The following is a 25094-nucleotide window of genomic DNA, read 5'->3' on the forward strand; positions in this document are numbered from 1 at the left end:
CCTCCACGTCAGCAGCGGTGTTGGGAGCTGAGGTTTTACATCTGAAACTGGAGCATTTAAGAAACATTGGCTTCTGGCTGAGCCATTGCCACCCATGAATACTACAATGAGTAGCTTCGCTACTTGCAACGTTTTCTACCACCCAGTCTTCAACGCATAACGGTGCTCGCGTTACATCCATGGTTATGTCTATCTTAAGAAGGGCGAGCTGAAGCTTATAACAATGTAGTTCATAACTATGGCGCAAATATTGCATATATAAATTGGATAAACTGAGACTATTTAGAATGTTAACGAGAAATATTTTATAAAGGTTTTATCATGACGCATTTCACACTCAAGCAACTTAAATATTTCGTCACTGTGGTTGAGACAGAAAGTATCGCCGAAGCGTCACGACAGCTGCACATTGCCCAGCCCTCGATTTCGGTTGCAATCAAAAACCTTGAGGACGCTTTTGAACAGCAGCTGTTCATTCGCCATCATGCTCAGGGCGTATCGCTCACCTCCAGCGGGAGACGGTTCTACGAAAAAGCAAAAGAGTTGCTGCGGCTCTCCTATGAGTTTGAGCAAAGTTCACACGCAGAAAATGAGCTGGTTTGCGGCACCATCGCCGTGGGTTGTTTTGAATCGGCGGCTCCGCTGTATATGCCCAAGCTGATTGCAGGTTTCAAAAAACTCTACCCGGAAATCAATATTCAGCTGTACGACGGTGAACAGCATGAGCTGATGCACGGTTTACATCGTGGCCGTTTTGACATGGCATTTCTCTACGATCTCGATCTGGAAAACGCGATTCAGAAAGAACCGCTGAATGCGCCGCATAAACCCTATGCGCTACTACCGGCGGCGCATCCGCTGGCGAAAAAAAGTGCGGTGACGTTACAGGAACTGGCAAGCGAACCGATGATCCTGTTGGATGCGGTACCCAGCAAAAATTACTTTATCAGCATTTTCAAAGAGAATGGTTATTACCCTGAAGTGGCCTATAGTTCACCGTCAATTGAAATGGTGCGGTGCATGGTCGGGCAGGGGCTGGGCTTTTCGGTGCTGGTGACCCGGCCCTGTTCGGATATGACATACGATGGGCAGCGCCTGGTGCAACTGGATATTGTCGATGAAATGGCGGCATCGACGCTGATTATGGCTTATCTGCAAAATAATGAACCCACGCGGCCCACGCGGTTATTTATGGATTATTGCCGCAGCGTTGAATTAACTCCGGCCGTCAGCAGCCATTAAAATGGTGGCTCTACCCGTTGCGGGTAGAGCCAACGTCAGTTGTACTTAACGTAATTCAATCCAGGTGGTTTTTAATTTGGTGAACTTATCAAAGGCATGTAAAGACAGGTCGCGGCCAAAACCCGATTGCTGATTGCCACCAAAAGGAACGGTCACATCCAGCGCATCAACGGTGTTGACCGACACCGTCCCGGCGTTCAATTTGCGCGCCACACGATGCGCCTGATTCAGGTCGTCCGACCATACTGACGCGGCAAGGGCGTAAATATGATTATTCGCCAATTCGATAGCTTCCGACTCATCATCAAAGACTTTTACCGCGAGCACCGGGCCGAACACTTCATCACGCCATAAATTAACGTTTTCACTTTCAATCTCAATCACCGTCGGCAGGATGTAGTTAGCGACCGTCTCGATTTCGCGTTGCTCGCCACCCGCGCGCACAATACCGCCCTGAGTCACTGCGGTCTGAATAAAATCCATCACCTTATTTTTATGCGCTGTCGAAACCATCGCGCCCATCTTCGCATCCGGGTTAAGCGGGTGGTCAGGTTGCCAGTCGTGCAACCTGGTGATCAACTTCGCCATAAAGTCGGGATAGATCTTACGTTCAACTAATAATCTGGAGTTGGCTGAACAAACTTCTCCCTGATTGAAACAGATACCGAAGGCGGCTTTTTCGGCGGCTAAATCGAGATCCTGGCAATTGGCAAAAATAATGTTGGCGCTTTTGCCACCACATTCCAGCCACACCTGTTTCAAATTAGATTGGCCGGAATAGGCCATAAAGGCTTTGCCCACCGCGGTCGAACCGGTAAAGGTCAGCACATCAACATCGTTATGCAGGCCCAGTGCGGCACCGGCTTCGATCCCCAGCCCGGTAACAACGTTTAACACCCCAGCGGGTAATCCGGCTTCCAGCGCCAATTCTGCCAGTTTCAGTGCGGTGAAAGGCGAATTCTCCGAGGGTTTCAGGATCACACTATTTCCGGCGGCCAGGGCCGGGCCGATTTTCCAGGCAGCAATATCGAGGGGGAAATTCCACGGTACAATGGCGGCCACAACGCCGACAGGCTCACGGGTGATGGTTGCCAGCGTTCCTGGCCGGGTCGGGGCCACTTCGTCATAAATCTTATCGATACTTTCTGCGTACCAGGAAATCACATGGGCAGCCCCCGGCACATCAACGTTATACGCATCGAGCACCGGTTTCCCCATGCTGACGCTTTCCAGCAGCGCCAGTTCTTCCCGGTGCTCCAGCATCAGATCTGCCAGCCTGCGCAGCACCGCTTTGCGTTGCGCTAACGGGCACTCGGACCAGATGCCAGAGGTAAATGCCTGGCGGGCGGATTCCACCGCTGCGTCAATATCCTCTGCCTGGCAAGCGGTGACTTCCGCTAACACCGCATTGGTGGCGGGGTTCACCACCGCCCAGGTTTTCTCCGCTTTGGCGAAGTAAGGTTTACCCCCGATAAGGGCATGCGTGCTAAAGCGTTGTTGGTTCAGCAGACTTTGCCAGTAATCACGATTATGCATACGCGTTCTCCTTATTCGTCTCGGTGTCAGCTACCGGCGTTCCTTGCAGGATCATGCTTGCCGCACGTTCGCCAATCATAATTGAAGGGGCATTGGTGTTGCCGCTGATAAGCGATGGCATGATTGATGCGTCAGCCACGCGCAAATTTTCCACGCCATACACTTTAAGGGTATCCGGTGCGACAACGCTCATTTCATCCCGGCCCATCTTGCAGGTGCCCACCGGATGGAAAACGGTGGCGCAATATTCTTTGACGTATTGATGCAGCTGTTCGTCAGTCTGAATATGTTTGCCCGGCAGCATCTCTTCACCCCGCAATGCGGCGAATTCAGGCTGAGCAAGAATGTTCCTTGCCACCTTGATCCCCTCAACCAGCACGCTGGCGTCATAAGGGTCGGCGAGGAAATTAAAATCAATTGCGATTTGCCCATCGCGCGTTAACTGCAACGCGCCGATCGATTTCGGGCGCAACACGCAGGTGTGAATCGCGTAGCCGTGGCCCCATTCAAATAAGCGCCCCCGGTGGCTGCGGTAACCCGGCACAAAATGGAACTGAATATCGGGTTCATCGCTACTGAGTTTTGTCGCGGCAAAACCACCCGCTTCAACATAATTGGTGGTTAACCACCCTTTACGACGAAACAGATAGTTGAAGGGTGAGGTCAGGATCGGTTTCCAGGCGGCGAGGGAAAAACCCAGCGTTAGCGGGTTGCCGGAACGCACGGTGACCAGACCATCCAGATGATCCTGAAGATTTTTCCCCACACCGGGAAGAGGGTGCATCAGCGGGATACCTGCGGCTTCAAGTTCGGCGGCAGGCCCGATGCCTGACTTCAACAGAATATGCGGCGAGCCAATCGAGCCTGCTGACAGGATGACTTCGCGGCGGCACAAAATTGACGTGGGTTGATCGCGTCCATGCTCAGTAATACGCACGCCTTTGACCATTTTGTCTTCAATGATTAACGTTTGCACGGTGCAGTCGGTCATGACCGTCAAATTGCTTTGACCAATATGGGGATGCAAAAATGCGCGATAGCTCGATAACCGTTTGCCCTCTTTTTGCGTAACGTTATAAATGCCGACACCCGCCAGCGATTTACCGTTAAAGTCGGTGTTCTCCGCTAATCCGACCCGCTTGCCCGCCGCGACAAATAGCGCTGATACCGGATTGGGATCGCGCGGTTTATCGACCAGTAATTCGCCGTTAAAACCATGATATGCCGGGTCCTGAGACAGCAGATTCTTTTCCGACCGTTTAAACCAGGGCAGGACATTATTCCAGCCCCAACCCTCACAACCTTGCTGTTCCCAGCGGTCATAATCAGAAGGTAATCCGCGAATATAAATCATGCTGTTCATGGATGAGGAACCACCCAGCGCCTTGCCGCGCGGGACGTGGAGTTGTCGTCCCCCCAGGCTTTTTTGTGGCGTTGAATAAAAGTTCCAGCTGAACTTTTTGCTTTTATACAGGGTAATGGTTCCCGCAGGCGTCTGGATGCGTGGGGTCTCATCGCGACTGCCAGCCTCAATCAGGCAGATCTTCAGATCTGCCTGCTCCGCCAGCCGGGCGGCCAGTACGGAACCTGCGGAGCCCCCACCAATAATGATGTAGTCGTAGGTATTGCTATTGTTCATAGTCATTCCGGTAATTATTTAACAAGAGAGGTTTGCGCCACTGCCTGAGTACGGCAGAGGAAATAATAAACAGGTGAGACGATGGCTAAACCAATAATCCAGGAGATGTCGGCACCACCTAACATATTCGCTGCCGGACCGGTGTAAATGGCGGTGGACATAAAAGGAATCTCGACCACGATACCCAGCAGATAACAGAAAATGGCTTTTGAATTGAAGTAACCGTATATGCCACCGTCGCGACGGAAGAATGAAGCGACATCATAATTACCGTGGGCCACCAGATAGTAATCAACCAGGTTAATTGCCGTCCACGGCACCAGCACATACAGCAGCATTAGAATAAAGTTGGTGTAATTGACCAGAAAGTTTTCCTGACCATAAATCGCAATCAGCACTTCGATAAGGATGGTGACAATCGAAACCACAATGCGGGCGCCAGAAAGTGGCGACCATTTAGGCAGGAATGTCTGGCCGAGCGTCAGGGTGCAGAGCACGCCGCAATAGAGGTTCATTGCATTGGTCGCGGCAATGCCTAAGGCAAACACAATAATTACGGTGGAGGATAATCCGCCGGTCATATTCACAATGCCGGTGATTAAATCACCATCCACGATGCAAATAGAAACCAGAATGCCAAGAATCATCGGGAACAATGAACCCAGTACGCATCCCAGGTAGCTACACCAGAAGACACTTTTTTCGCTGATATCTTTTGGCATGTAGCGGGAATAATCGGATACATAAGGCGCATAGGCCAGCTGCCATAACGCGGCGATGGAAATGGCACCGAGGAATCCGCTGAGATTAAAGCCATTACGTGCGAGAAAATCAGTCGGCAGACCATGCACGAAAACAATCCACGCAAAGGCCGCGAGCAAAATAATACCGGATACCCACGACATCACCTTGGTGTAGGCATGAATCAGGTTATAACCGAAGGCACAGGCGACCAGGCTGAGTACCGCAGAAACCAGGATGCCGGTATCGGTAGAAACCGGTGCGTAGATGGCGTGCAGTGACTGACCGCCCAGCACCAGGTTCGATGCCAGAAAGCCGATATACATGATGACGACTAACGCCACCACCAGCACGGAACCATAAGAACCAAACTGGCCGCGGGTTTGCACCATCTGCGGCACACCTAATTGTGGCCCCTGCGCGGAATGCAATGCCATAAACAGCCCACCGGCAAGGTTACCAATCAATACGGCGAGGGTGGCCCACATAAAAGATAAGTGGAAAATACTCACCGCCAGCGCACCGGTAATCACGGTAAGCAACATGATGTTTGAACCAAACCAGATGGTAAAAAGATCCCGTGGCTTTCCATGACGTTCATGCGCGGGAATAGGCTGGATGGTGCTCAACTCTATTGTGGTTGCAACAGCATTATCTTTTGGGTTGTTTGTCATCATAGTTATCTCAACAAAGTCATTTGCAGGCTTGCCGCATGGCTGCGGTTATAACCACCCAAAAAATTGGGAGGGGTGAAAATAACGTTGATGGGATGTTGCAACAGTTGGCTATAGAGAGAAATGAAGAAAAATATAGCCAACTAATATAAAAAAAAGATGCAATCTCGCTTATGGATTGGCTGCCCCAAATTGGAACGTTAAAGAATGACAGGCGAGATCTTTTTGAATCTAATTAACCATTTGATTATTAACATCTAAAATGCCACGTTCTGGCTGAATGCCTTATTTTGGTGCGCACCTGCACGTCACTGAAGCATCGTTGGCAATATTAAATATCGTCAATTTTGCAAAATTAATAAGTAAAAATGTTGCCTGTGAATCGCGTGAATTTGATTTATCTCAGCACCTTTTTATCTTGCCTGTGCAGAGCGGATGCGGCTTTAACAGGGCTTTGTATTTTATTTCGGCGATCAAGGTTGCCAGCAGGTTAAATATTTTCTATCCAGACGCTCACTTTATAATATTTTACCGCCTGCACGCGCTCCAATAGTCTTGGGTCCTTCTTAAGTGGTTAATCCCCTGCGTGATGCGGGATGAAGGACGTTGAAATGACATCATTAAAAACTGAAACAGATACGCTGATTATTGGCGCGGGTCAGGCGGGGGTTGCCATGAGCGAACACCTGACGCGTCTGGGCATTCCGCATCTGGTAGTGGAGAAAAATCGGATTGCCGAATCATGGCGTAGTCGTCGCTGGGATTCACTGGTTGCCAACGGTCCGGCCTGGCATGACCGCTTTCCGGGGATGGAATTTCCCGGCTGCTCACCTGACAGCTTCGTGGCGAAAGAACAGGTTGCCGATTATTTTGTCAACTACGCCGCCATGAACCAGTCACCGATTCATACTGGGGTCGAAGTGTTAAGCGCTGAACGCAATCAGGGGCGCAGTGGTTTTACCGTCACCACCTCCGCAGGCGTGATCAATGTGCAGCGTATCGTGGCCGCTACCGGTCCTTTCCAGCGTCCGGTTATCCCGGCGATTGCTCCTCAACATAGCCAGGTACAACAGCTGCACTCGGCAGACTATAAAAATCCGCAGCAGCTGCCGCAGGGGGGCGTGCTGGTGATTGGTGCCGGTTCTTCCGGCGTGCAGATTGCTGATGAGCTGCAACGTGCCGGTAAGCCCGTATGGCTGTCGGTAGGACCGCACGATCGTCCACCACGTTCCTACCGTGGCCGGGACTTCTGCTGGTGGCTTGGGGTGCTCGGCCTGTGGGATGCCGCAGCCAGCCAACCGGGCAAAGAGCATGTCACCATCGCCGTCAGTGGCGCACGCGGTGGGCATACTGTCGATTTCCGTCGTCTGGCGGCGCAGGGCGTTAACCTCGTTGGCCTGACGGAAAGTTGCACCGCTACCACCGTACGTTTTCAGGACGACCTGGCGGTGAATATTGCGCGCGGCGATGCTAATTATCTCGCATTGCTGGATGCTGCTGACGCGTATATCGACCGTAACGGTCTTGATTTACCGCCGGAACCGCAGGCGCGTGAGTTCCTGCCAGACCCCGCCTGCGTAACCCATCCGCAGTTGTCACTTAATCTGGCCGAAGCTGGCATCACCAGCATTATCTGGGCGACGGGCTACGTGGCCGATTACAGCTGGCTGAAGGTTAATGCCTTTAATGACCAGGGCAGACCGCAGCATCATCGTGGTGTTTCCAGCGAACCTGGCGTCTATTTCCTCGGCTTGCCGTGGTTGTCACGTCGTGGTTCCACCTTTATCTGGGGCGTCTGGCACGATGCCAAATTCATTGCTGACCAGATCGCTATCCAGCGTCAGTACCAGCAGTACCGCGCTCCCTCTGACTCGCTTTAAGGAACTGTTATGCCTACTCATCAACGTATTCGTATGTTCAACACCAAAGAAACCTATCCGAATCAGACGCTGGACAACGATCTCTGCCAGGCGGTACGCGCCGGTAATACCGTCTACGTGCGCGGCCAGGTCGGTACTGATTTTGCAGGGAATCTGGTCGGGCTGGGCGATCCACGCGCTCAAACCGAACAGGCGATGAAAAACCTCAAACAGCTGCTGGAAGAAGCCGGTAGCGACCTGAGCCATATCGTGAAAACCACCACCTATCTTACCGATCCACGCTATCGCGAGCCGGTTTACCAGGAAGTGGGCAAATGGCTGAAAGGAGTGTTTCCGATTTCAACTGGCCTGGTGGTTTCGGCGCTGGCACAGCCGCAGTGGCTGATGGAAATTGATGTGATTGCGGTGATCCCGGATGACTGGGAGGCGAAATGACGCTTTCGATTGCCGCACGCTGTGCGGAGTCCGGCCAGCTCGGTATCGCCATTAGCTCGTCGAGCATTGCCGTCGGCGCGCGTTGCCCGTGGCTGGTAGCCGGAGTGGGGGCGGTATCCAGCCAGAACATTACGTTACCGGCACTGGGGCAGCAGATTCTGGCGCGTCTTGAAGAGGGCTTAACGCCGGAACAGGCGCTGAAAAGCGCGCTGGCGGAAGATCGCTTTAGCGAGTATCGCCAGGTGACGGTCATTGACGCCAGCGGTCGCAGCGCTGCCTTTAGCGGTGACAAGACGCTGGGTATTTATCATGTGGTGCAGGGTAAAGAATGCGTGGCCGCAGGCAATATGCTGGCGGAGCAAGCGGTGATCGCCGCGATGGTGACGGCTTTTGAAGCCACCACCGGTGAACTCACCAGTCGTCTGATTACGGCGTTGCAGGCGGGGATCGACGCCGGTGGTGAGGCGGGGCCGGTGCATTCTGCTGCCGTGAAAGTAGTCGATGATTACACCTGGCCGCTGGTGGATCTGCGCGTTGACTGGGCAGAAGAAAACCCATTGGCAGAGCTGCACAAATTGTGGCTGGCGTATGAACCGCAGATGCAGGCTTACGTAACACGGGCACTGGATCCACGCGATGCCCCGAGCTATGGCGTACCCGGCGATGAGTAACGCGGTGCGCGACATCCTCGCGGCACTGCTGGCGTTTGATACCACCAGCCGCGAATCCAATCTGGCGTTGATTGCCTGGATTGAAGATTTTCTGGCGCAACGGGGTATCGCTTCGCAACGCATCATGGATGACAGCGGGCGCAAAGCCAACCTGTATGCCCGGCTGGGACCGGGCGGTGACGGCGGGGTGATGTTGTCCGGTCATACCGATGTGGTGCCGGTCGATGGTCAGCAATGGACGTTGCCGCCGTTTGCCCTGACGCTACAGGAAGGGTGCTACTATGGCCGTGGCAGTGCCGACATGAAGGGCTTTCTGGCCTGCGTGCTGGCATCGCTGGATAACTTTCTGGCCCAGCCGTTGCGCCTGCCGCTGCATCTGGCTTTTTCCTATGATGAGGAAGTGGGCTGCATCGGGGTGCGCAGCATGGTGGATTATCTGCGCGCGTCTGCGGAGAAACCCGCCATGTGCATCATCGGCGAGCCGACAGAAATGCGCCCGGTGTATGGACATAAAGGTAAGGTGGCGATGCGTTGTCAGGTGCATGGCCGCGCCTGTCACTCGGCCTATGCACCTTCCGGCGTCAATGCCATCGAATACGCGGCAAAACTTATCAACCAGCTCGGCGAGGCGGCTCAGCAACTGAAGCAGATAGAGGATGCGCGTTTTGATCCCCCCTATAGCACGCTCCAGACCGGTGTAATTCAGGGCGGTAGCGCGCTGAACATCGTGCCGCAGGATTGTCAGTTTGATTTTGAAATCCGCTATCTGCCGGGCGCAAATGTACAGAGTATCATTACACAGGTTGAACAGTTTGCGCTGCAGCAGTTGTTACCAGAAATGCAGGCGGTGGCAGCCGAAAGTGTGATCCATTTTCAGCCGCAGAGTAACTACCCCGGCCTGCTCACCGATCCCCAGTCGCAATTTGCCCAATGGCTGGCGCAATGGAGCGGTAGTAATGATTTCTCAACCGTGGCGTTTGGCACAGAAGGTGGATTGTTTGATGAAGCAGGAATCGCCACATTAATCTGCGGACCGGGTAGTATGGAGCAGGGGCATAAACCGGACGAGTTTATCGCTATTGAGCAAGTCGGTCGTTGTATGGAAATGCTCAATCATCTCTGCCAGTGGATGCGTGTTGCGTCATAAAAATTCTGCACAGTTGCCAGTCACATAGCTTATCCTCTGATTGCCGGATACATTGTTCCCTTTTGTCGGGTTACTTTTGCCTTATCAGATGTTTCCGGGTAAGGGGAGCAGTATAGTTCTGTCGTGGAGCAGTTATTACAGACGGCAATATTAATCATGAATGTCCAGAATTATACGCCACGACAAATTCTGAACTGGTATGAGGACGAGGAAATGCAACATATTAAACCCCATGTTTTTTTGAGTCCATTATATGTAAAAGGGTAATGACTCCAATTTATTGGTAATGATTTATCGTCAGATAGTGCCCGATGACTTTGTCATGCAGTTCCACTGATTTTGAGAACGACAGCGACTTCCTGCTCAGTCTTGCAAGGTGCTGTCTCAGATTCAGGTTATGCCGTTCAATACGCTGTGTGTAATGCTTGCTGATGACGTGCAGCTTTCCCTTCAGCCGTGACTCATACAGCGGCCATCCGTCCGTCATCCATACCACCACTTCAAAGGCCGACAACAGGCTCAGAAGACATTCCAGTGTGGCCATGGTCCGCTCACCAAAGACGTGTGCCACCACCGTTCTGCGTATCCTGTCATATGCGTAAAACAGCCAGCGCTGGCGCGATTTGGAGCCGACGTAACCCCACTGTTCGTCCATCTCCGCGCAGACGATGACGTCACTGCCCGGCTGTATCCGGGAGGTTACTGACTGCGGCGTGAGTTTTTTTAATGGCGCAAAATGGTGTTGAGGCCCACGCCCATAATGCGTGCGGTGGCGCGGCAACCGACGCCGTTCATGGCCATATCAATGATTTTCTGGTGTGTACCGGGCTGAGAAGCGGCATAAGTGAACTGAAGCTGCCATGTTTTACGGCAGTGAGAACAGAGATAACGCTGATGCCCGGCAGTACTTTTGCCATTACGCACCACGCCTTCAGTAGCGGAACAGGAGGGACAGCAGACGGAGATGGAAGCCACAGGAGCACCTCAAAAACACCATCATACACTAAATCAATAAGTTGGCATCACTACCCGAGTCAGACTGCATCATTTAAGCAATAGAGTTTGGTATAAAACCGTGCTCCTGCCCGATAATTACACGACGAGTGTGGTCTACCGCGGGATAAATATTATGCTGCTATGGTGCATGCCTCAAAACAGGGATTAAGCGATTCGTGCTGGATTATGTACAAGCAGGCACTGGCTGATAGTGGTCAGGTATAAAGGGGGGCACGGGGCAACGGCAATTTTAAACACCACGCTGGGGAAAGAAAATGAAATTTACGAGACGGAGTATATCCAGGGGCTGAAAACTTCACAGTGATTATTCTTGATCAGATTGACGGCCTGTCTGCAACGGATGAAACCAGAATAGCAATCTCTTACGCCACGTTTGACCCGCTACCACAGGCGAAAATTACGAGTAAAATGAATTAAGCCGTACCAGCACAGGCTGATACGGCTTAATTCATGATTTTTTTATTCCTGATGTCATGCGACCTTATGGCTGTTTTACAGACCCCGGATATACGGCGGCACCCAGGTTTCCCGGCACGCATCCAGATAATCCGACCACCACTGCATCATCTCCTTGCGGGCTTCCAGATGTTCGGCCTTATGAATGTAAGCCAGACGCACGGTGTTGCGCTCCTGATGACTCATCTGGCGCTCCACTGCATCCTGCGACCATAAACCGGACTCCATCAGGGCGCTACATGCCATTGCCCGGAAGCCGTGTCCGCAGATATCCTGTTTCGTGTCATATCCCATCAGGCGCAGTGCCTTGTTCACGGTGTTTTCACACATCGGCTTATACGGGTTGTGGTCGCCGGGGAACACCAGTTCACCATCACCGGAAAGCTCCTTAATCTGTTTCAGAATGGCGACAGCCTGTTCCGAGAGGGGCACGATATGCGGCGTGCGCATTTTCGCACCTCGCCCGGAATAACGTACGCCTGCAATGGCTTCGCGTGTCCCGGGTATCGTCCAGACCCGGTTTCTGAAATCAATTTCTGACCAGCGGGCAAAGCGCAGTTCACTGGAACGGATGAACAGATGCAGCGTCAGCAGGACAGCCAGCCGGGTGAGTTCCCGTCCCTGGTGATATGCCTCAATGCGTTCAATCAGTTCAGGCAGCCGCTCCAGGGGCAGGGCGGGATAATGCCGTCTGACGGGAGGAGCTGTCACGCCGTCAAGGTTTGCCGCCGGGTTGCTGTCGATTAATCCCTGATGAACTGCATGACGCATGATGTTGCTGAGGTGCTGCCGCGTGCGGGACGCAACTTCAAGCAGGCCTTTTTGCTCAATGCTTTTCAGCAGGTCAATGAAATGACGGGGTTTAAGTTCTGATACTGACAGGTGCCCGATAACCGGAAAGACATGATTGTTCAGGCTGGCAAGCAGGCGGTCGGCGGTGTTTTGCGACCATTTTTTATTGCTTTTATGCCAGCTCAATGCAACGTGCTTAAAAGTTTTTTCCGGTGAGCGGGCAGTTTTCTCTGCAATACGTTGTTGTGCTGGATTAATATTCTGCGCCAGCAGCTTGCGTATGCCATCTCGTTGCTGTCGGGCGTAAGCCAGGGAAACATCGGGATAGGGACCTAAGCTGAGGCGGGATTCTTTACCATTGATACGATATTTGAGATACCAGAGACGTGAACCGCCTGGGTTGACCAAAAGGTACAGGCCATGAGAATCGGAAACTTTAAAAGGTTTAGCGGATGGTTTTAAGCTGCGGATTTTCGTGTCGTTCAGAGACATATGGTGGTCACTCCATAATCGAACTGAAATGACCCCAAATCAGACCACCAATCTTGCCCGATGCGGAGAGGGAAATGAAAATGCATCGGGAAGACTTTTCACACTAACTTGTTGAATCTATATCGTATAAAGATTCGTGAAGATGCATGAAAATATAAATATGGCTCCTCTGACTGGACTCGAACCAGTGACATACGGATTAACAGTCCGCCGTTCTACCGACTGAACTACAGAGGAATCGTCGTGAAGACGGGGCGAATAATAACGAGGCAGTGCAGGGTTGTCAAAGATGTTTTTCGTCCGGGGTCTCTGTTTGACGATAAAAGAGACAAACCTGCGAAAAAAGAAACAGTTCGGAGAAAAAATATGCCGCTAAATATGAAAACTCCCGGTCTGGCCGGGAGTCGGAAGTTTACCTGTCAGCGTACCCGCCGGTCAGAACGGTGCATCAATATCCACCACATCGATCAGTTTATGGTTAACAAACTCTTTTAGTCCCAGGCCGAGTAATTCACGGCCATACCCTGAGCGTTTCACGCCGCCGAACGGCAGATCGGCTTTAACCATGGTCGGGTGGTTGATAAAGACCATTCCGGTAGTGATTTTTTTAGCCAGTGCATATCCGTAGCGGGTATCGGCCGTAAATATTGAGCCTCCCAGTCCGAAGTGCGAGTCGTTGGCAATACGCACAGCATCTTCGTCGTCTTTAGCTTTAATAATCATTGATACCGGGCCAAAGAACTCTTCATACCAGGCGGGGTTATCCGGTGTCACGTTGGTCAGTATTGTCGGCTGAACAAAAGCGCCTTGCTGCGGTACTTTCTCACCGACTTCAGTGGCGGTCGCGCCGTGTTTCACGGCATTTTCAATCTGTTTCCGCACGCCATCCGCAGCCCGCTGCGATGAAAGAGGGGCCAGTTGCGTGCTGCTGTCCATCGGGTCACCGGCTTTCAGTGCAGCGACACCGGCTGTGTATTTTTCCAGGAAGGTGTCATAAATTTTTTCGTTGATGATCATCCGTTTGGATGACACACACACCTGACCGGCATTCCAGTGACGTCCGAACACTGCCCATTTGACGGTCTTATCCAGTTCCGCATCGGCCAGTACCACAAAGGCATCCGTACCGCCCAGCTCCAGGGTGGATTTTTTCAGATATTTTGCCGCTGTCTGCGCCACGCTGGCCCCGGCCTTTTCTGACCCGGTCAGGGCCACGCCGTGCACGCGCGGATCCTTCAGCACATCCTCAATTTTATTGTGGGGCAGGAACAGATTGGTGAATCCGCCGGCAGGCAACCCGGCATCCAGCATCAGTTGCTGAAAGGCTTCGGCACACTGAGGTACGTTGGAGGCATGTTTCAGCAGCAATGTATTACCGGCGGCCAGCTGTGGCGCCAGAATTCGGGCAATCTGATAGAACGGGAAGTTCCAGGGTTCGATGGCCAGGATCACCCCCAGAGGCTGGTGAACCAGTACGGCTTTACCTTCCGCCGGGTCAGCGACCGGCAGCGGCTCATCCGCCAACAGCTTGCCGGCATTTTTAACGTAATATTCGAAAATAGCAGCAGATAATTCCACTTCGGCTTCAGCTTCAGCAAGAATTTTACCCATTTCCAAAGTGATGATTTTGGCGAATGTCGTTTTCTTCTCTCGCAGGATATCTGCGGCTTTCTGTAAGACGGGCACGCGTTCTGTGATGGAGAGTTCACGCCATTGTTTAAAGGTTTCATCGGCGCGGGTGATTGCGGCAGCGATGTCGCTGTCGGTTGCGTCCGCAAATGTTTTGACTGTTTCACCGGTGTAAGGATTAATGGTTGAAAATGGCATAAAGCGTACCTTCTGTTAGCCGGGCTGGCGTACTGCCTCAGTCCGGAGGGGTATTTTTCCCCGGGTTGTCATTACTCTTTTCTTAAGTGATTTATAAGCAAAGATGACCAAATATTCCAGATGGCACGCTCTATTGGTGCTATAGGTCACATTTTTTCTGTTTTTTCAGGCGATTACCCTTATGATTTTAAAGGGTATGCCGGCCTCTCTTCGGGGACAGAAAAGCCTGTTAAGGTGCAGAGGTATCGGATAATAACGGCAGACCAGGCCGGCCTGCCGGAAAGGCGGGTTATCTTATATTCCCTTGGACTGACGGACTCAGTTCAGGGATATGCGTACAATGCTGTCAGGGCCTTTGGTCGACATATCTTTATTGAAGTCCTGCTTCACGGTGACATACAGGGTATTACCGTCCGGAGAAACCAGCAGACTGTTCGGGTGACTGCTAAACGACCAGTGATGTTTTACGGCATACGTGGTGCCGTCCAGTACCAGCACTTTCTTCGATTCACGCTGGCTGATATAGACCTCGTTGCGTTTTGCATTGAATTTGATACCCAGGGCATCTCCCGGCAGACGTTTAATCACCTTACCGGTATGTTCATCAAAGACCAGAGTCGTTTTTTGTTTTGAATCATCGGTGACAAACAGGCGTCCTGTGGCAGGATCTTCAGCCATATTCAGGAACAAATACGCTTTGCCATCTCCCGCCGTCAGGCGTTTTTCGATTTTATGGCTGTGAGGATTAATGACCAGGATTTCACCGCCACCATTGGCGGCATAGATTTTGTCCGTCAGCGGTGAATAAATGATCCCGGTGACCCATTTACCGGCATTTTTGATTCGGGTCTTCAGGCGGAAGGTCCCGGTATCCACGACGGAGATAAAGCCCGGATCGGCTACCGCCCCTACGTATAACTCATTGCCGTGCCATAAGATTTCACGTGCGCCCACGGCATCACCGTCTTTATCTTTACCCCCGAACATCAGGCGCTGCAGCACCTTACCGGTCTGTGCATCGACTTTTGAGACTCCGCCATCCAGCGTATTTGTGGTGTAAAACACCTTGCCTTGCGCATCGGTCGCCATGCCGAAGTTTTTCAGATCGGTGTGAGTTTCGCCGATCACGTTCAGCGTGCGGGGATCAAGGCGGTACAGCACGCCACCGTTCACATTTTTAAAGCTTTGCGCACTGGCGACATACAGAACACCCGCGTCCTGCGAATAGGCCATTTCATACAGCCCGTCGCCTAATTCACGCTGAGTCAGTGACTGATCGACCGGCGCTTTTTCCGTGGCGCTCACGGCCGGTGCTTGTACTTTACCGGCGGGGGCTTGGCAGGCAGTCAGGCCGAAGGTCGTGGCAATAGCAACAGCCAGTGCAGCGTTACGCGCGCTGAATAATGGTCTCATTCTTAGCTCCGGAAGGGGGATAGGCAGCGCTTAGCGCTGACTTTTATTATCGAATTAGTAAAAAGAATGAGAAGCATACGCATTAACCATTGGGAAGTAAATCTTACTCTGCTTCTGGAGACGGCGGGAAACAGGAGTGAGGAATAATCACTACCGGCTCAGCGTTTTACCGGGCCTAAGTTTAAAGAATGCTTCTTGATCAAAAGGATAGATAAAAATGCCTGCGGTTTTTATTACTCGTACACAAATTGTTATATTTAGAAATACAACTTTTTAATATTTCCTGAAAAGAAATAATTATCATTATCCTTATCATTCTTTGTCCGGTGGCAGATGAGGGGCTTCTGCCACCGGGTCAGCATTATAACAACGTCCGTCATTCATCTTTGTCAGGGGATAACATGTCTTGCAATCATCATACAGTGGCAGGAGACAGCATTCTGCCGCTTCACCGTCGTACGTTTCGTGTCTCATTACTGGCCATTGCTGTTCAGTGTTGCCTTACATCACTGACTGTGCAGGCTGCAGAAAGCCCTGCCACACCGGCCACGGAAGGCAATACGTCCGACCTGGTGGTCACCGGAAATCCCGCGGCCGCCGGTAGTGCGAAGAAAACTGATTATACGGTACAGACCACCCGTGCCGGCACAAAGATGCTGATGACACCGCGGGATGTCCCCCAGTCACTCAGCGTGATCACTCAGGCAAGAATGAAGGATCAGGATCTGCAATCCATCGGCCAGGTTCTGGCCAACACCACCGGTGTTTCGGCGGATCTGGTGGACAGTGAACGTTCAGATTATTACTCGCGAGGCTTTAAAATCAGCAGTTTTACCTTCGATGATATCCCCACCTCGGTGAATGATGACTGGAACTTTGGTGATGCCGCTTCAGACACGGCGATTTACGACAGAATCGAGGTAGTACGGGGGGCCACGGGTCTGATGACCGGAGCCGGAAATCCCGCCGCCTCGGTCAATATGGTCCGTAAACAAGCCGACAGCAAAACCTTCACCGGAAATCTGACCGCCAGTTATGGCACCCGGAATAATCAGCGTTATGTGGCGGATCTTTCCGGGCCTCTGAATGCGTCCGGCTCACTGCGTGGCAGGGTGGTGACGGGCTATCAGGATCAGGACAGCTGGCTCGACCGCTATCATAAAACCAGTAAGTTCTTTTACGGCGTGGCAGAGGCTGACCTCAGTGAACGGACAACGCTCTCGCTGGGCTATGATTATAATGATACCGAAACAGGTAACCCGACCTGGGGGGGCTTGCCGGATTTCTACAGCAACGGTGACTTAACGCATTATCGCCGCAGTCTCAACTCTGCCGCTGACTGGACGCGTTATAACACCAACTCGCACAAGCTGTTAGCCAATCTGGTGCATCATTTTGATAACGGCTGGATATACCGTATCAACGGCACACATGCGATCAGTACCTTTAATGACAAACTGCTGGATGTGATGACCTACCCGGATGAGGATACAGGGGAAGGTGCGACCGGGTTTGGTAGTAAGGATCGCGGACACCGTTCCCTGGACTCGGTCGATACCTATGCCAGTGGACCGTTCAGTCTGCTGGGGCGTGAGCATCAGTTAATGGCAGGGATCAGCTATAGCCGTCAGCATAATGCCACTTACAGTCAGGACGGCATTACGGATGCGGATAACTATGATATCTCAGCTGCCGATATGGGGGTGTTTGATAATCACTGGAGCGGGAATATTGGCGAGCCTGAATGGCAAAGCTGGTATGTGAATGCTAATGATATTGTCCGGCAGAAATCGGCCTATACGGCGGCACGATTCTCACTGGCTGACCCGTTGACACTGATCGCGGGTGCGCGTTATACCCAGTGGAGCACCGACGGAACCAGCGGGAATATGGCGAAAAATAATATTACCCCGTATGCCGGCCTGGTCTATGACATCAACGATGCGCTGTCGGCTTACGCCAGTTATACCTCCATCTTCCTGCCACAGACTTACCGGACGGGGTCCGGTCAGACACTGGCTCCGGTGACCGGCAAAAGTTATGAAACGGGTCTGAAATCTGACTGGCTGAATGGCCGGCTGACGGCGACCTTCGCGGTATTCCGCATAGAACAGAACAATGTCGGTCAGGAAGAGAACGGGGTCTACGTCAATAACAGCACCGAACAGGCTTACACCGCGGTTAAAGGCGCCGTCAGCAAAGGGGTTGAGTTTGAGCTTAACGGTGCGGTCACGGATAATCTGGAAATGACGTTTGGCGCGACCCGTTATGTGGCACGCGATGCTGAAGGGCGTTTTAATCCGGAGCAACCACAGACGTCCCTGAAACTCTTTGCCCGCTACCAGGTGCCGGCGTTACCTGATTTAACCCTCGGCGGAGGCGTTAACTGGCAAAACCGCATCTTTGACGATGTGACCGGTGCGGACGGTGAGACCGTACGGGTGTATCAGAGCAGTTATCCGCTGGCGAGTCTGTTTGCCCGCTATCAGTTAACACATCAGGTCTCGGTACAGGCAAATATCAACAACCTGTTTAACCGGACCTATTACAGTTACCTGAACAATTATGTGTATGGTGCCCCGCGGATCGCGTCGGTCAGCCTTTCTTATCAGTTCTGACCGGTGAAAAAAGATCCGGGCCGGAGGGACAATGGCATGGGTTGACATGTGTTCAATCTATCGGAAATCGCGGTGATTGAGCTGACGGCTACCCGATACCTTACGGGGTTCAGAGCCGTCAGCAGTGGTTAAAATCCACAGGTTTCTACCCACAGAACCTCTGGCAATTGATAAGCGGAAGATTCAGCACGCATGAGAGACAGCAGTAAATATCATAAAAGATAAAGCATCAGGCTGTATGAATCAGGCAAATTTGCACAGGTTTGACTGACCTGTAACCATCACGGGTATCGGGTGTCTGAGAACATAATTCAGGAAAAAGATGGAACATTAAAAATAAAGGATTCTGATTCGGGGAAAACGGCCTCTTTCAGACATCCATGCCCGCATAAATCAGAGATCAGAAGGTACAGTCACTCTGTCTGCTGTACCGCCTGACCAGGCTAAAGAGGTATATCAAATACCGTTCTGACGTTCCGGGTCGTGACGAAATCAGTCAGCGGGTTTTCGGTAGGGCTATTGCTTAAAACAGTTTTTTCACCGCCACTCACATTCGCATGATGTTCTCCGGGCAACAAATTCTCCTCAGGGGGACTCTTTGCTTTACAGGCAGCCTGCAACCCGGCGGGTTTTGCCGTTACCGGGAATACCTTTGCCATTCGCAGATGACGTGGCAGTGAAGACTATTTACCAAATGACATCAATTCCTGAACTGATTTTTCGGTACAGATCTCAAAATACTGAATACCGTGCAGGATATTCACAGAGATACCCGAAGACCTCCCCCAGCCTTGCCATAACGATACATGAATCCCTCTTTCTATCACTTTATTATTGTCATTATAGCTTTACACCTATATAGGTCATTGGCTATATTACGCAGGAGGGATTGTGTGGACGATTAAAACAACGGATAGGTTTGATCACTGGTATTCCTCGCTCAATGATACCGACCGGGCTTGCGTGCTTGCAGCCCTGTTGGTGCTGAGGGAAAAGGGGCCGGGTTTGTCCCGACCTTATGCCGATACGCTCAGAGGCTCTCGCTATAGCAACATGAAAGAGTTACGCATTCAGAGCCGGGGGGGAGCCCATACGGGCATTTTTCGCTTTTGATCCGGCCCGTGCCGGCATCGTACTTTGTGCCGGAAATAAAGTTGGCAATGAAAAACGTTTTTACGATGAGATGCTCCCGGTCGCAGATCGGGAATTCACCATCTGGTTGAACACAATGAGAGAGAAGGAGTAACGCGATGGGCAGAACGCTGGAGCAGCTTATTGCGGATGAAAAACCTGAAGTCGTGGCCGAAGCTCAGGCAATGGCAACGGACATCCTGCTGAATATTCACCTTGCCGAACTGCGTGAGAAAGTACAGAAAACGCAGGTCGAAATGGCGAAGGCGCTGGGCATCAAACAACCGACTGTTGCCGGTATGGAAAAACCGGGACGCGATCTGAAACTGTCCACGCTTAAACGTTATATCGAAGCCACCGGGGGAAAACTGCGCCTGGATGTTGAATTGCCGGATGGTTCTCACTACGGATTTGTACTGTAAAGAGTGGTGCCCCGCGCAGCGCGTCGGTCAGGCTTTCTTATCAGTTCTGACCGTTATGCTGTGAGCAGTGACGGGAAGGATCCCGCCCCTGTTGCCTGCGTGCGTGCCCGTCCGGTGGGAGGCTACCGGATGAAGGTCGCCGGTCCTTTGCCGGCGGTGAAGCCCGTTGTTTCTGCCGGTCTGGCCCTCGTTATCCGCGGGCCTGCCAGGGTCACGAAATGTCGGTCATAATGTGTTTGATACGGGTATATTCTTCCAGGGAGTAGGCCGATAAGTCCTTGCCGTAACCTGACTTTTTAAAGCCGCCATGCGGCATTTCGGCACAAAGCGGGATGTGGTTATTGATCCAGACGGTGCCAAACTCCAGTTCATGACTGATCCTGTGCGCCAGCCGGAGATCCTGCGTCCACACGCTGGCCGCCAGCCCGAATTCCACCTCATTCGCCATTTCGGTGGCTTCTTCTGCGGTAGTAAATGACTGAATGGTCATCACCGGACCGAAAATTTCCTGCTGAATGACTTCATCCTGCTGGCAGAGTCCGGAAATTAATGTGGGTTCAAAATAGAAACCCGGTCCCTCACCGGCCTGCCCACCGGTTTCAATACGGGCATGGGCGGGCAGGCGTTCGATAAAACCACGAACCTGATCACGTTGTCTGCTGCTGTTCAGCGCGCCATAAAAGGCCGAGGTATCTTCCGGTGCCCCATAGCGTAACTGTCCTATCTGCGCTTTCATCGCCTCCAGGAAGCGGGGATAAATCGTCTGCTGGACAATCAGCCGTGTGGCCGCAGTACAATCCTGACCGGCATTGAAAAAGCCGGCAGCACAGATTTTTTCAACAGCCTGTGGAATATCCGTATCTTCGAAGACGATCACCGGGGCTTTTCCGCCCAGCTCCAGGTGTGTCCGTGTCAGGTTCTCTGCGGCGGAGGCAGCGACCTGTTGGCCAGCCCGTACCGAGCCGGTAATAGACACCAGCGCCGCCCGCGGAGATGAAATCACCCGCGAGCCGGTGGCCGCTTTGCCCAGTAAGACATTAATGGTCCCGGCCGGGAAGAACGGTGCGGCGAGTTCGGCCAGCAGCAAAGTGCTCTGTGGTGTGGTATCACTGGGTTTCAGTACCACCGTATTTCCGGCTGCCAGCGCAGGGGCTATTTTCCAGACTGCCATCATAAACGGATAGTTCCAGGGCGTGACCTGGCCGACCACGCCCAGCGGCTCGCGGCGGATCACCGAGTTCATGTCCGGTAAATATTCGCCGGAATTTTTACCCTCCATACAGCGGGCTGCACCGGCAAAGAAGCGGAGAGTATCGCAGGAAGCAATAATCTCTTCCTGCCGGATGAAGTGTCGGAGTTGTCCGGTTTCCTGGCTCTGCACAGTGATAATCTTATCGGCATTGTCTTCTATCGCGTCTGCAAGCTGCAGCAATGCCCGCTGGCGTTGTGACGGGGTCGTCTTTTTCCAGATCCGGAAAGCCGCATGCGCAGCATCATACGCAGCGTCCACCTCTGCCTGACCGGCCTGAGGTGACAGTGCATAGACCTCGCCGCTGACCGGGCTGATTAACTCAAAATAGTCAGAGGACGTTTCCGCAGTAAAAGCATGATTGATAAAATGCGATAATTTGCGCACGGTTTCCTATCCTTAATCATAATATTTATTATGTTTTATCATCCGTGAACGGGAATTTATAGCGACAGCATCATACGATTTTTATATGAAAGCAGACCGGTGGAGGGGGGAAAGAAATGATAAAATTAATGGGTAACTTCACCCGAACGGAACCTACGGTAAAGACGCCATGGTGAAATTAACAGGGAGAGGGGAACGTCAGCCGCGGGCAGTTCATCCGGAGGTGTTGTCTTATGATCGCCAAAGAGAGATTGTCACGACCCGTCTGTCTTCCCCCTTAATTGAGCTCTGCCTAAAGAAATCACGAGGCCTATGATTACTCATGCTGTGATTTTTTCACCTATCGGTCAGTCCAGTCGTTCAGACCAGATCATACAACGACTGGCAAATGCCATTATTTCCGGTTTATTGTCAGCGAATGAGCAATTACCGAATGAGGCTGATCTGGCCAGGATGATGGGTGTTTCACATATCACCATCCGGGAAGCACTGAATACTCTGCGCGCCAGGGGGCTGATTTATACCGCCCGCGGCCGGAACGGGGGCAGTTTTGTGGCCGACTCTGTTCAGAAAGAGGCAGCTCCGGAAGACCCTTTTTACAATATCAGCACCGAATATCTGTCGGATCTTGGCGAATGGCACAGTGCCATCTTTTGTCATGCGACCCGCCTGGCTGCCACGCGGATGACCGAAAAAGATCGGCAGGGATTAACAGAATTTATCGACGTACTGGAACAGTCAGACAGTCCGGAACTCCGTTGTCAGTCTGATATGCGATGTTTGCTGACGATTGCGGCTAATTCCCAGTCGGCGCGGATAGCGCATCAGGAGCTGATGATCCAGGCCGAATGGGCAGCACTGGTCACCATCCTCTATCAGTCAGAGGCATTTCACCGGCAGATTGTTGATGACTATCGCCATCTTCTTGCTGCTTTCCGGGCACAGGATGAGCTGCTGGCAGCGAAGGTGGCCGGCACACTGATTGACCATTTTACGACCAGACTGATCGAGTTTAAGTTCAGCGTACAAACGCTCTAGCTACGCGGCAGGAATAACATGTTAAATGAAGATGAAGTTAAAGTCTGTGTCGCTGAAAGAACTGAACATCTGTTCAGTTCGGTTACCGCATCGGCAGCCGCGCTCTCTGCCGGAATGGCTGACGTACTCTCGGTGATGGCAGATGCTGAGCACTTTCCCCGCAAGCTCCCTGAAAGTCAGTTACGGAAAACCCTGTTTCCCGTGATTGAACACACGCTTGCCGAAAGCCGGTATTGTTTTGGCGCGGGGTTTGCCTGCCATCATCATCTGCCGGAGGATAAGCAGCCTTATTGGTTTCTGGAGTGGTGGTTTAAAAACCCCCGAAAAAATCAGAACTCCTGCCTGGAACTGGATCAGGCCACGCAGCAACGGCTGGACTTCAGTACCTTCGAATGGTTTAAAAATACCCGTGACACTGAAAATGTGTCTCTGCACGGGCCGTATGTGGATTACGTCTGTACCTCAGCGTATACCCTGACGGCATCCTCGCCGGTGATGATCAACCAAAAGCAGGTCGGGATTGCGGCGGTGGATGTGCTGGTCAGTGTGATAGAGGCAGAATTGCTGACCTTACTTCGTCAGTGCCGGCAAAAACTGGTTATCGCTAATCCTGATGGCAGGGTGATGATATCCAGCCATCCGCGTTACCGGACCGGGACGTTGATTGACGGTGAACAGCAGGGCGATACGCTTCGCCGGCAGTTCTTTATGCTGTTTACGCCACACTGAGCTGATGGCTTACCTGTCACCGGTGTGACAGGTAAGCAATGAGCGGGCGTTTCAGAACGAGATCATTTTTCCGGGAGCCAGCCGCGTGGAAATCCCCAGTAAGGTTTTTGCCAGCGGGATAGCGACCGGTGCCAGTTGCCTCCCCATAAATAACGGGGTGTGCTTTATGGCAGCCAGCATCGCGAAGTCATCACTGGCCCCGGTGATATCATCGGTGATCGCTTTCCCTATCCTGACGGTTTGCGCTACACCGTGGCCGCTCCAGCCGTGTACCGAGTATATCTGTCCCCGTGAACCACTTTTCCGGCAGTCCGTGGCACCATTCAGGGTCAGGTCGGTTGTGCCACTCCAGGCGAAATCGAGTTCGAGGTCTTCTCTGTCTGCAAAAACGGTACGTAACCGGGAGGTCAGGTAGTCTACGGTCCGGTTATTGTCCCAGCGCATGCCGGTACCCTGACCCCCGAATAACAGCCGCTGATCCCGGACCGGGCGATAATAATCTATCTGTAACTGGGTATCATATACCGCTGTGCCGGTCGGCAGCAGGCTGCGGTTCCCGCCCCCGACCGGACGGGTGACCCCTACATAGGTATAAAAGGGCAGGGTGGTCGCGGGGTCCTGGCTCAGCAACGAGTGGGTATCATCATGAACAGCGATGATGACTCCCCGCGTTGCGGTGACAATGCCGGACGGCGTATGCACCCGGGTGCCCGCAGGAGTTTCCTCAATACGGATCACCTCACTGTGTTCATGCACGGTACCGCCATTCTTCAGGAAGCCATAAATCAGGCCGCGGTTCAGGGCCAGAGAATGGATCTGCCCGCCACAATCGTCATGGATCCCGCCGTGGTAGATTTCTGAACGGATATGTTCCCGTAACTCATAATTGCTCAGCACTGTGACCTGATGATCCCCCAGAGAGTGTCGGGCATCGGCGGCCTTAACCAGCGCGCTCATGTGTCCGGGGTGCACTGCGGCAGTAAGATGCCCGTGCTTGCGGTCAAGGTCGAGTGAATATTTGGCGGCGATATCATCGATCAGGGACATGGCTTCGGCGGAGGTAAATTTCCAGAGTCTGCGTGCCTCCTGATAAGAGAGGTTCTCCAGCATGGATTCGGCCTCCCAGCGGGCAAGGCCCGGAGTAAGCTGGCCACCATTGCGCCCCGACGCGCCTGACCCGATGGCATTTTTCTCCAGCAGTATCGTCTCCACCCCCGACTCCGCCAGATGAAGCGCCGTCGAGGCACCTAATAAACCGCCGCCAATCACTACGAGTTCACACTGTGTATCACTTTCCAGCGGCGGGAAGGACATCCAGGGGGCAAGCGTAGACTCGTAGTAATTCGCGGGGTTTCCTGGGTCAATTTTCTGGCTTTCATCGTTATGGCGTTCACTGTCAGGCCGGACCCAGTTCCAGTCCCCGTCGGTGATAATGCGACTGATAAGCCCCGTTCGTGCGTCACTGACCAGCTCGGGTTTAATAATCCTGTCATTACTTTTCATGGTGTTTTTCCGGGTGATTGATAAAAGCACAGGTAAACTCACTGTGCGTTACTGG

At 52.4% G+C, this 25094-nt stretch carries 18 protein-coding genes, 1 tRNA gene and 1 pseudogene; 10 read left to right on the forward strand and 10 right to left on the reverse strand.

All coding sequences use genetic code 11. From position 1 onward, the window contains the following. The first annotated feature begins 321 nt into the window (after nt 1–321). Entirely contained in the window at nt 322–1242 is a 921-nt protein-coding gene (locus GTPT_RS09110; RefSeq protein WP_029989548.1) for a LysR substrate-binding domain-containing protein, read from the forward strand. Nucleotides 1243–1287: 45 nt separating this feature from the next. Here GTPT_RS09110 and GTPT_RS09115 read toward each other — a convergent pair whose 3' ends face one another. The 3 genes from GTPT_RS09115 to GTPT_RS09125 are packed head-to-tail and all read right to left on the reverse strand — an operon-like array spanning nt 1288 to nt 5835. Continuing rightward, nucleotides 1288–2778: an aldehyde dehydrogenase gene (locus GTPT_RS09115; RefSeq protein ID WP_029989547.1), complete on the reverse strand. Its 1491-nt coding sequence runs from the start codon at nt 2776–2778 to the stop codon at nt 1288–1290. Next, on the reverse strand, nt 2771–4417 hold the full coding sequence (locus GTPT_RS09120) for a GMC family oxidoreductase (RefSeq protein ID WP_029989546.1): 1647 nt from the start codon (nt 4415–4417) through the stop codon (nt 2771–2773). The genes GTPT_RS09115 and GTPT_RS09120 overlap by 8 nt, the downstream gene beginning before the upstream one ends. A 14-nt stretch (nt 4418–4431) precedes the next feature. Next, on the reverse strand, nt 4432–5835 hold the full coding sequence (locus tag GTPT_RS09125; protein ID WP_029989545.1) for a purine-cytosine permease family protein: 1404 nt from the start codon (nt 5833–5835) through the stop codon (nt 4432–4434). A gap of 608 nt (nt 5836–6443) precedes the next feature. Between GTPT_RS09125 and GTPT_RS09130 the strand changes: the two genes are divergently transcribed. Genes GTPT_RS09130 through argE form a run of 4 tightly spaced genes read left to right on the forward strand, consistent with a single transcriptional unit; the run spans nt 6444 to nt 9965 of the window. Continuing rightward, on the forward strand, nt 6444–7712 hold the full coding sequence (locus GTPT_RS09130) for a flavin-containing monooxygenase (RefSeq protein ID WP_029989541.1): 1269 nt from the start codon (nt 6444–6446) through the stop codon (nt 7710–7712). A 9-nt stretch (nt 7713–7721) separates the two neighbouring features. Next, complete coding sequence (locus GTPT_RS09135; RefSeq protein WP_012541190.1) at nt 7722–8147, forward strand: RidA family protein; 426 nt, start codon at nt 7722–7724, stop codon at nt 8145–8147. Continuing rightward, nucleotides 8144–8818, forward strand: coding sequence for a DUF1028 domain-containing protein (locus tag GTPT_RS09140; protein WP_029989538.1), 675 nt, complete (start codon nt 8144–8146; stop codon nt 8816–8818). Before GTPT_RS09135 ends, GTPT_RS09140 begins: the two co-directional genes overlap by 4 nt. Beyond that, nucleotides 8811–9965, forward strand: coding sequence for an acetylornithine deacetylase (gene argE, locus GTPT_RS09145; RefSeq protein ID WP_029989537.1), 1155 nt, complete (start codon nt 8811–8813; stop codon nt 9963–9965). Before GTPT_RS09140 ends, argE begins: the two co-directional genes overlap by 8 nt. 277 nt (nt 9966–10242) lie before the next feature. Here argE and GTPT_RS09150 read toward each other — a convergent pair. The 5 genes from GTPT_RS09150 to GTPT_RS09175 form a co-directional block, all read right to left on the reverse strand. After that, a protein-coding gene (locus GTPT_RS09150; protein WP_241964830.1) for an IS1 family transposase occupies nt 10243–10940 on the reverse strand; the annotation gives its coding sequence in 2 pieces (ribosomal slippage) (nt 10243–10691 and nt 10691–10940; 699 coding nt in all). A 534-nt stretch (nt 10941–11474) separates the two neighbouring features. After that, nucleotides 11475–12722, reverse strand: coding sequence for a tyrosine-type recombinase/integrase (locus tag GTPT_RS09160; RefSeq protein ID WP_029989532.1), 1248 nt, complete (start codon nt 12720–12722; stop codon nt 11475–11477). A gap of 161 nt (nt 12723–12883) precedes the next feature. Then, nucleotides 12884–12959: transfer RNA gene (locus GTPT_RS09165), tRNA-Asn, on the reverse strand. Between the two features lie 198 nt (nt 12960–13157). Continuing rightward, on the reverse strand, nt 13158–14549 hold the full coding sequence (locus tag GTPT_RS09170; RefSeq protein WP_025901345.1) for an NAD-dependent succinate-semialdehyde dehydrogenase: 1392 nt from the start codon (nt 14547–14549) through the stop codon (nt 13158–13160). A 318-nt stretch (nt 14550–14867) separates the two neighbouring features. After that, nucleotides 14868–15962 (reverse strand): YncE family protein, encoded by a 1095-nt coding sequence (locus GTPT_RS09175; RefSeq protein ID WP_029989530.1) that lies wholly within the window; start codon nt 15960–15962, stop codon nt 14868–14870. 401 nt (nt 15963–16363) lie between these two features. On the opposite strand from GTPT_RS09175, the gene fhuE reads away from it, so the two are divergent. The 3 genes and pseudogenes from fhuE to GTPT_RS09185 all read left to right on the forward strand — a co-directional run bounded on the left by fhuE (nt 16364) and on the right by GTPT_RS09185 (nt 20133). Then, entirely contained in the window at nt 16364–18580 is a 2217-nt protein-coding gene (gene fhuE, locus GTPT_RS09180) for a ferric-rhodotorulic acid/ferric-coprogen receptor FhuE (protein WP_025901343.1), read from the forward strand. Nucleotides 18581–19471: 891 nt separating this feature from the next. After that, nucleotides 19472–19826 (forward strand): annotated as a pseudogene (locus GTPT_RS17050) (type II toxin-antitoxin system RelE/ParE family toxin). Between the two features lie 4 nt (nt 19827–19830). Further along, nucleotides 19831–20133 (forward strand): helix-turn-helix domain-containing protein, encoded by a 303-nt coding sequence (locus GTPT_RS09185; RefSeq protein WP_025901341.1) that lies wholly within the window; start codon nt 19831–19833, stop codon nt 20131–20133. Between the two features lie 211 nt (nt 20134–20344). Here GTPT_RS09185 and GTPT_RS09195 read toward each other — a convergent pair whose 3' ends face one another. Continuing rightward, complete coding sequence (locus GTPT_RS09195; protein ID WP_025901339.1) at nt 20345–21769, reverse strand: gamma-aminobutyraldehyde dehydrogenase; 1425 nt, start codon at nt 21767–21769, stop codon at nt 20345–20347. Between the two features lie 312 nt (nt 21770–22081). Here GTPT_RS09195 and GTPT_RS09200 point away from each other — a divergent pair, with 312 nt between their 5' ends. Then, on the forward strand, nt 22082–22807 hold the full coding sequence (locus GTPT_RS09200) for a FadR/GntR family transcriptional regulator (RefSeq protein WP_025901338.1): 726 nt from the start codon (nt 22082–22084) through the stop codon (nt 22805–22807). 18 nt (nt 22808–22825) lie between these two features. Further along, nucleotides 22826–23536, forward strand: coding sequence for a cache domain-containing protein (locus GTPT_RS09205; RefSeq protein WP_025901337.1), 711 nt, complete (start codon nt 22826–22828; stop codon nt 23534–23536). 51 nt (nt 23537–23587) lie between these two features. Here GTPT_RS09205 and GTPT_RS09210 read toward each other — a convergent pair whose 3' ends face one another. Further along, a complete protein-coding gene (locus tag GTPT_RS09210; protein WP_025901336.1) occupies nt 23588–25039 on the reverse strand; it encodes an NAD(P)/FAD-dependent oxidoreductase in 1452 nt (483 codons plus the stop codon). Nucleotides 25040–25094 lie beyond the last annotated feature (55 nt).

Source organism: Tatumella ptyseos ATCC 33301, from assembly GCF_000735525.1.
Taxonomy (GTDB): domain Bacteria; phylum Pseudomonadota; class Gammaproteobacteria; order Enterobacterales; family Enterobacteriaceae; genus Tatumella; species Tatumella ptyseos.